Source organism: Streptomyces boncukensis (genome assembly GCF_011045075.1).
GTDB classification, from domain to species: Bacteria; Actinomycetota; Actinomycetes; order Streptomycetales; family Streptomycetaceae; genus Streptomyces; species Streptomyces boncukensis.
The window spans coordinates 1-8369 of record NZ_JAAKZZ010000342.1 but is presented as its reverse complement, the minus strand read 5'-3'; the positions used below and the strand labels follow the sequence as shown (position 1 = coordinate 8369).

The 8369-nt window shown below is 72.1% G+C and carries 7 protein-coding genes; 3 read left to right on the top strand and 4 right to left on the bottom strand.

The features are described 5' to 3' along the window. Window positions 1-222 precede the first annotated feature (222 nt). The gene (locus G5C65_RS25915; RefSeq protein ID WP_338146662.1) at window positions 223-1653 is read right to left on the bottom strand and encodes a glycoside hydrolase family 6 protein; all 1431 of its coding nucleotides are present in this window, start codon (window positions 1651-1653) and stop codon (window positions 223-225) included. Further along, entirely contained in the window at window positions 1650-2861 is a 1212-nt protein-coding gene (locus G5C65_RS25910; RefSeq protein ID WP_165301348.1) for a glycoside hydrolase family 5 protein, read from the bottom strand. The genes G5C65_RS25915 and G5C65_RS25910 overlap by 4 nt, the downstream gene beginning before the upstream one ends. 242 nt (window positions 2862-3103) lie before the next feature. Here G5C65_RS25910 and G5C65_RS25905 point away from each other — a divergent pair, with 242 nt between their 5' ends. Next, window positions 3104-5131, top strand: a complete 2028-nt coding sequence (locus G5C65_RS25905; RefSeq protein ID WP_338146661.1) for a glycoside hydrolase family 48 protein — start codon at window positions 3104-3106, stop codon at window positions 5129-5131. Between the two features lie 163 nt (window positions 5132-5294). Next, the gene (locus tag G5C65_RS25900) at window positions 5295-5924 is read left to right on the top strand and encodes a M23 family metallopeptidase (protein WP_165301347.1); all 630 of its coding nucleotides are present in this window, start codon (window positions 5295-5297) and stop codon (window positions 5922-5924) included. A 10-nt stretch (window positions 5925-5934) separates the two neighbouring features. Here the strand turns inward: G5C65_RS25900 and G5C65_RS25895 are convergent, their stop codons facing one another. Together G5C65_RS25895 and G5C65_RS25890 are read right to left on the bottom strand one after the other, a co-directional pair. After that, complete coding sequence (locus tag G5C65_RS25895) at window positions 5935-6195, bottom strand: DUF6332 family protein (RefSeq protein ID WP_206442275.1); 261 nt, start codon at window positions 6193-6195, stop codon at window positions 5935-5937. A 48-nt stretch (window positions 6196-6243) separates the two neighbouring features. After that, entirely contained in the window at window positions 6244-7293 is a 1050-nt protein-coding gene (locus G5C65_RS25890) for a saccharopine dehydrogenase family protein (RefSeq protein WP_165301346.1), read from the bottom strand. Window positions 7294-7406: 113 nt separating this feature from the next. On the opposite strand from G5C65_RS25890, the gene G5C65_RS25885 reads away from it, so the two are divergent. After that, window positions 7407-8369, top strand: a 963-nt coding sequence (locus G5C65_RS25885) for a helix-turn-helix domain-containing protein (protein WP_165301345.1), incomplete at its 3' end; no start/stop codon positions are given.

The window sequence follows — 8369 nt, the reverse complement described above, 5'->3', positions numbered from 1 at the left end:
GATGGGGAGGGGGGAGGCGTTGGACTCCCGTCCCCGGGAGGGGGCGCCCCCGCTGTGCCGGGTGCTTCCGACGGAGCTGGTCCCGCGCCGCTCGGTGTAGCGTCTTTGCCGCCCGGGGCCTCCGCGGACCACGGGTGCCCCGGAGGGACGGCAGGGCCCGCCCGCACCAGGAGTACACACCTGGCACGGGCGGGCCTGAGCAGGGCCGGGGGCGAGGCGACCCTACTTCTTCTCCTCCGCCGTCAGCGGCGGGTGGGCGTTGCTGAGCAACTCCTGGAACTGGCCGGAGAACCAGTGCCCGGAGATGGGCGCGTCCGGCAGCGCACCGGACATGTTGTGGTTGTTCCGCGGATTGCCCTCATACGTCGGGTCGCACATCCGGTCGAAGCCCTTGCCCTCGTCGTTCGGGATCTCCTCGCTCGACCCGTCCGACTCGCCGGGCGGCTTCATCCACACATATGCGTCGATCCCGGACTCGGGGGACGTCTGGGGCCGTTCGCCGAGCCCGGCGCCCGCCTGGTTGCACCAGTTGCCGACGTGGATGCGGCGGTCGTAGCGCCCGCCCTCCACGTACGCGTCACCGTCGGTCTCGGGCCCCGGGCCGCTGGGCCGCTCCGCGCCGCCCCAGCCGTTCCGGGAGGTGTCGATCAGCATCCCGATGTCCTGGTTGAACCCGGCCTGGACGGCCTGCTCGCGGAACGCCTGCGCGAAGGAGAGCTCGTCGGCGTAGTTGTTCCAGTCGATCCAGCTCGACGTCTCGCGCACCGGCTGCCCGGCGACCACGTCGTCGACCGCGAAGTTCTCCTCCTTCAGCGCGCTGTAGTTGGCGGTGTTGGCGATGAAGCCGTGGACGTTGTCGACGGTGCTGCCGCCCGCGTTCGCGGCCTGGGCCATCAGCTCGGCGCTGGGCGCGAAGTTGTCCTCCCAGCCGATCCAGCCGTGGTGGCCGGCGTCGACGTAGTTGTAGACGTTCGGCACCGCGCCGAGCTGGGCCAGCGCGTAGCCGACGCCCTCGACGTAGTTGCCGTTCGCCTTCATCTCGTCGCACTTCTCGGTCGCGGTCTCGCGCGGGCTGACGTTGGTGATCAGGTTGGGCAGCGAGTCGATCTCGATCGTCGTGACCACCCGGAGGTTCTCGTGCGAGGAGTAGTCGTCGAGGATGCCCTTGATCGGGTCGATGTAGTCGGACTTGTACTCGTCGATCTGGTCCGGGCCCAGCTCGCCGTTGGAGGCGAGCGCCGCGCAGTCGCGGCCCGGCAGGTTGTAGATGACGACCTGGAAGACGATGTTCTGGCCGTTCGCCTGCTCCAGCGCGGTGTCCAGGTGCGCGCGCAGGCCGCGCGCGTCCCCGGTGCCCTCGATCGCCGCCGTGCGGTCCATCCAGACGCCGGTGGGCTCGTCGGCGATCGCGTCGCCGCCGGGCTCGGCCGCCGCCTTGGCCGACCAGTCGGGGTTGACGTAGACCTGTGCGCCCTCGTACGGGTTGTCGACGCGGGCCAGGGTCCCCGCGTCGTCCTGCCCCTGGGCACTGGCCATGGTCAGCGTTCCGGCCGTGAGGGCGACGGCGGCGGCGAGCGCCCCGGCCGCCCGGCCGGGGCGCCCCAGCCGTCCGCGCCGGGGTGCGGCGCCGGGTGTGGTGCGGTGGTTTCTCACTTCATCTCCTCCAGATTCTGCAGATGGTTGCGGAGACCTTCTCCGTAGGGGGTGGGGGTGCCGTCGAAGTCGCTGATCAGCGCGGGACCTGCGGAGCAGTCCCAGGTGTTCCAGGTCCAGCCGAGATACGAGGCGCCCTGGCGGTCGAGCCAGTCCATGACCTGGTCCACATAGCCGTGGGCACAGGTGTTCTCGCCGATCTCACCTGCCACGAGCGGCACCTGGGCGATCACCGGTGCCAGCTGCTCGTCGAAGCACTCCGTGCTGGAGCAGGTGTTGAAGTTGTAGGTGTGCCAGGAGGCGGCCAGGTTGCCGGTGGGGTCCTGGGGGCGGTGCTCCAGCCAGCCGCGCATATCGTTGGCGTAGGCGAGCCCGGCGACGAGGATGGTGTTCTCCGCGCCGGTGTCCCGGATGGCGTTCACCAGCGTCTGCATACCGGCCACCTCGTAGTCGATGCCGGGGCAGTCGCCGCCGTCGCGCCAGCAGGCCCAGCCCGCGTCCGTGTCGCCGCTCGCTGCGCGCTCCGGGAAGGGCTCGTTGAACAGGTCGAAGAGCACGGACGGGGAGCCGCGGAACGTCTCCGCCACGGAGGCCCAGAAGTCCGGGGTGTACTGCGCGTTGGGCATCGGCTTCTGGCAGGTCGCCTCCGCCGTGTCCGGGCAGTGCGCGTCCTGGCCCGTGTAGCGGCCGTGCGACCAGTGCAGATCCAGGACGGGCGTGAGGCCGTGTGCCGTCAGCCTGCCGACCAGTCCCTTGATCTCGTCGATGTAGTTCTCGCCGGCGTACTGCGGGTCGACGGTGTCCAGGCCGAGCCAGCACTCCTCGTTGAGCGGGACGCGGACGGTGTTGGTGTTCCAGTCGGTGATCGCGTCGAGGGACGCGTCGTCCACCGGGCCGTCCCAGAAGCCCCAGCCCTGGACGCAGGCGTACTCGCCGCCGGAGCGGTTGACGCCGAGCAGCCGGTGCGGCTCGTTGTTCTCGTCGACGAGCTGGTTGCCCTCGACGCTGAGTGCCGGTGCGGTGCTGTTGGCGCTTCCGGCCCCTCCGGTCCCGGGCCCTCCGCTTCCGGCCCCTCCGCTCCCGGCGCCGGAAGCGGAGGCGGGGACGGTGAGTGCGGCGGTGAGCAGCGCGGTGAACGCCAGCAGGGCGGCCCGCAGGGGAATCCGCCGTATACGGCCTAATCGTCGTGGGGGTCGTGGGGGGTGCATTGGAGCGACTCCTGTCGGGTCGACAGCGTGGAACCGCTCCCACTGGTGTGGCCGACCGTAGCGTCAACTTCCGCCGGCGCAAAGGGGGCCCGGCGAAATGGCGCGTTCACTTCATGGACACGCGCGGAGACATGGCTTCCGTCCCACCACTTGACGTGCTCACGCCCTGGCGGTCATTTTGGGAGCGCTCCCACTGGTTTCGGAATCTCCCCCACCACCGAACCGCGAGGAGGACGACTCGCATGAGAGCCACCAGAGGCCGGGCCGGCCGACGGGGCCTGCTGGCCGCGGCGTTATCGCTCTGCCTGGCCACCGGCGCCATGGCGGGCTCGGCCCAGGCGGACCGCGCCGAGGGGCCGCGCACCAGGGCCGCCAGCGCCTACGAGGAGCAGTTCCTCACCCAGTACGAGAAGATCATGGACCCGGACAGCGGCTACTTCTCCGAAGAGGGCATCCCGTACCACTCCGTGGAGACGCTGATGGTCGAGGCCCCGGACCACGGCCACGAGTCGACGTCCGAGGGGTACAGCTATCTCATCTGGCTGCAGGCGATGTACGGCAAGGTCACCGAGGACTGGGGCCCGTTCAACAAAGCCTGGGAGACCATGGAGACGTACATGATCCCCACCTCCCAGGACCAGCCCACCAACAGCTTCTACAACCCCTCCAGCCCCGCCACCTACGCCCCGGAGAAGGACGAGCCCTCCGAGTACCCCGCGCGGCTCGACCAGAACGTGGGCGTCGGCCAGGACCCGATCGCGCAGGAGCTGAGGGACGCGCACGGCACCGACGAGATCTACGGCATGCACTGGCTGCAGGACGTGGACAACGTCTACGGCTACGGCAACGCGCCCGGCACCTGCTCGGCGGGGCCCGACCAGGACGGACCCTCGTACATCAACACCTTCCAGCGCGGCCCGCAGGAGTCCGTCTGGGAGACCGTGCCCCACCCCACCTGCGACAACTTCACCTACGGCGGCCAGAACGGCTATCTGGACCTGTTCACCGGCGACGACCAGTACGCCCGGCAGTGGAAGTTCACCAACGCGCCGGACGCCGACGCGCGCGCCGTCCAGGCCGCGTACTGGGCGGATGTGTGGGCCGCCGAGCAGGGCAAGCGGTCCGAGGTCGCGGGCACCGTGGAGAAGGCCGCCAAGATGGGCGACTATCTGCGCTACGGCACCTACGACAAGTACTTCAAGAAGATCGGCGGCTGCACCTCCGAGAGCTGCACCCCCGGCAGCGGCAAGGACAGCTCGCACCACCTGCTCAGCTGGTACTACGCCTGGGGCGGCGCCACCGACACCAGCGCGGGCTGGGCCTGGCGCATCGGCTCCAGCCACACCCACGCCGGCTACCAGAACCCCATGGCCGCCTACGCGCTCAGCAGCCACGAGGCTCTGAAGCCCAAGTCGCCCTCGGGCGCGGGGGACTGGAACGAGAGCCTGGGCCGCCAGCTGGAGTTCTACCGCTGGCTGCAGTCGGACGAGGGCGCCATCGCGGGCGGCGCGACCAACAGCTGGAAGGGTCGCTACGCCCAGCCCCCGGCGGACACCCCCACCTTCTACGGCATGTACTACGACGAGAAGCCCGTCTACCACGACCCGCCGTCCAACCAGTGGTTCGGCTTCCAGGCGTGGTCGATGGAGCGGGTCGCGGAGTACTACCACGAGACGGGTGACGCGGACGCCAAGTCCGTGCTCGACAAGTGGGTCACCTGGGCGCTGTCCGAGACCACCGTCTCGGCGGACGGCTTCCGGTTCCCCAGCACGCTGAGCTGGTCCGGCCGGCCCGACACCTGGAACCCGGACAGTCCGGGCGGCAACGCGGGCCTGCACGTGAGCGTCCAGGACTACACGGACGACGTGGGCGTGGCCGCCGCGTACGCCAAGACGCTGGCGTACTACGCCGCCAAGTCCGGCCACGAGGAGGCCCGTACGGCCGCCGAGGGGCTGCTGAACGGCATGTCCGCGCACCAGGACGACCTCGGCATCGCGGTCCCGGAGCAGCGCGCCGACTACGACCGCTTCGACGACCCCGTCCACGTCCCCGCGGGCTGGAGCGGCACCATGCCCAACGGCGACACCGTCGACTCGGGCGCGACGTTCACCTCGATCCGGTCCTTCTACCAGAACGACAAGGACTGGCCGAAGGTCCAGGAGTACCTCGACGGCGGGGAGCCCCCGACCTTCACCTACCACCGCTTCTGGGCCCAGGCGGACATCGCGCTCGCGTTCGCCACCTACGGCGACCTGTTCGGCGAGAGCTGAGGCGAGAGCCGGGACCCTTCCGGCGGGCCCCGCTGAGCAGGCGCCGCACCGGCTGAGCGGGCCCGCGCGGTGCGCCGGGTCCCGGGGGAGAGGAGTAGACCTTTCATCCCTCCGGGCGCACCGCGCATGCGCGGGCGCCCGGACTGCTCTTTGCTTCACTGGTATGGCTCGTACAGCGATAGCGAAGCGCCGCACAGCGGGCGCGGTCCTCACGGCATCCCTGCTCGGGGGCGGCCTCGGCACCCCGACCGCGCTGGCCGCGCCCGCGCGCCCCGCAGACACGTCCGCGCACGCCCCCGCGCACATCCTCGTGCACGCCCCCGGGCACGAGGACACGGCGCCCCTGCCCGAAGCCCTCCGCGCCACCCGGATAGGTCCGGCCGCCGCCTGGACCCGCCCCGTGAAGCGGAGCTACCGGGTCTCCCAGCGGTACGGCGTCCGCGGCAACTGGGCCGCCGGGCACCACACCGGTATCGACCTCGCCGTCCCGCGGGGCACCCCGGTCCGCTCCGTCGGCTCCGGGACCGTCGTCTTCGCGGGCCGCTCCGGGGCCTACGGCAAGGCCATCACCATCCGGATGCGCGACCGCAAGTACACCCTCTTCGCCCACCTCTCGACCATCGCCGTCAAGCGCGGCAAGCGCGTCCGGGCCGGTACGTTCATCGGCCGCTCCGGCAACACGGGGCGCACCACGGGCCCGCACCTCCACTTCGAGGTGCGGGCCAAACGTGGCTACGGCAGTGACATCAACCCCGTCCGCTATCTGGCCCGGCACGGCGTCCGCCTGCTGTGAGGCCCCGCAGTCACCGTGCTGGGCCGGGGCCGCCCCGGTCCGCGCGGCGCTGTGCGTCGAAGCGGCGCAGGGCCCGCACCAGCCGCCACATCCCGGCCACCGCCCCCACCAGGGCGCCGTACGTCAGCGTGCTCTGGCGCGCCGTACCGGAGACGCCGAGGAGCAGCGCGGAGCCCAGCGCCACGGCCAGCACAGCGGCCGTCACCAGGGCGAAGACGATCTCGACCGTCATCGCGTCCTTCTCCCGCCGCGCCTCGCGCCCGCCGTCCATGCCGCTAGTCTTCCAGCGCGGTCCAGCCGCGCACCCGGCGCCCGGCTGTCACCCGCGCGGTGAGGTGCCGGGGCGCAGGTCCAGGGCGAGGTGGGGGCGCAGAGCGCGGAGGAAGTCCGGTGCGTCGAAGATCCCGCCGGCGGAGGCGACACCCGTCGTCCTGGTCCGCCCGGTGAGGACGCGGGCAACCGCCTCGACGGCGAGCGGCGCGGTGACGGCGTAGATGTCCCGGCCCCGCGCCACCGCACGCCGCTCACAGCCGCCGGAGCGTACGACGGCATCGACGAGGAAGGTCTGCGCGGACCGCCCGCGCGCGTCGGCCGCGGTCGGCGCCGGCGTGTCCGGATCCGACACCTCCTGGGCCGCCTCGGCCGCCATGTAGGTGCGGACCTCGGGGATGGGCAGATGGCTGGGGACGGTGACGACGTCGGCCATGGTGAACTCCCCGATGACGGCCCTCGGGCCCATCGGCTCGGGAAAGGGCCATGTCAGGGCCGGCGGGCCGTCCTGGCGGTACTCCAGCTTCCCGTTCGTGTAGCGGACGCGCCGCCCGTCCCGCCGCTGCCGGGAGACCGCGCCCGCGGCACGTGTCCCCGGGGTGGGGTGCCAGCCGCTGAGCCCGTAGGCGACGTGCGCCTCGTCGGCCGCCGTCCAGTCGTCCATCGCGGCAGTGATCAGCAGGTCGCCGAGGCCGCCGTAGAAGGCCATCGACGGGACGATCACCGCTCCGGCGGCGCGGGCCCGTTCCGCGAAGTCGGCGAACGTGTCGAGGCCGGCCTCGATCTCGGCCGCCACGTCCACGTACGGGATACCGGCGCGCAGCGCCGCCTCGATCACCGGGGCTGCCGTCGTGGCGAACGGTCCGGCACAGTTGATCACGGCGTGCGCGCCGGCCAGCGCGCGGTCGAGCGAGCCCGGGGCGTCGACCGACGCCGGACGGGCGTCGTGCGGGAAGCCGTCCGCAGCCATCGCCCCCAGCTTGTCGGCGTCGCGCCCGGAGAGCACCGGGACGAACCCGCGGTCCCGCAGGTGCGCCACCACGAAGCGCCCGGTGTGCCCGTACGCTCCGAACACCGCCACCGTGTACCCCGCTGCCATACGTGCTCCCTCGCCGCGCTCATGCGATCCGCTGTGCTCTGTCGCGGACATCCTGACCGGGGCGGGCACCTCGGGCGAGTGTCCGGAACGCCGCCCCCCATACAATTCCGGACATGGACACTGTCGCACTGGCCGCCACCGACGGGATGCTGCACTTCGAACTGGCCCTGGCGTACGAGGTCTTCGGCAGCGCCCCGGCCGGTGTCGCCGGCCCCTGGTACGACGTGGCCGTCTGCGGGCCGGGCCCTGTGCGGGTCGGCCGGTTCCTGCTCGAACCCGACCACGGCCTCGACCGGCTCTCCCGCGCGGACACCGTGATCGTCCCGGGCTGGGCCGACGTCGACGCGGACGCCTCCCCGGGCACCCGGCCCAGCACGAGCGCGGGAGACCCCACAGCCGCCCCCATGGCCGGCCTGGCCGACCTGGTCGACGCGGTGCGCGCGGCCCACGAGGCGGGCGCGCGCGTGGCATCCCTGTGCACGGGCGCGTTCGTGCTGGCCGCCGCCGGCCTGCTGGACGGGAAGCGCGCGACCACGCACTGGGCGCACACCCGGACCCTGGCCGCCCGCTATCCCCGGGTGGAGGTCGACCCGGACGTCCTCTACACGGACAGCGGCAGCGTGCTCACGTCAGCGGGCAAGGCCGCAGCGCTGGATCTGTGCCTGCACCTCGTACGCCTCGACCACGGCTCGGCCGCCGCCAACGCCGCGGCGCGCCGCCTGGTGGTGCCCCCGCACCGGGACGGCGGGCAGGCCCAGTTCGTCACCACCCCGATGCCGGCCCCGGACAACCGCCCGCTCGCCGAACTGCTCCCCTGGGTCCTGGAGCGGCTCGACCAGCCGCTGACCGTGGAAGACCTCGCCCGCCAGGCGCGGATGAGCGCACGCAACCTGGGCCGCCACTTCCGGGCCGCGACCGGCACCACCCCGCTGCAGTGGCTCCTGACCCAGCGGATCCGCCGTGCGCAGGAGCTGCTGGAGACCACCGACGACAGCGTCGAGACCATCGCGGCGGCCGCCGGCATGGGCACCGCGACGACGCTTCGCCGGCACTTCACCCGCACTGTCGGCGTGCCC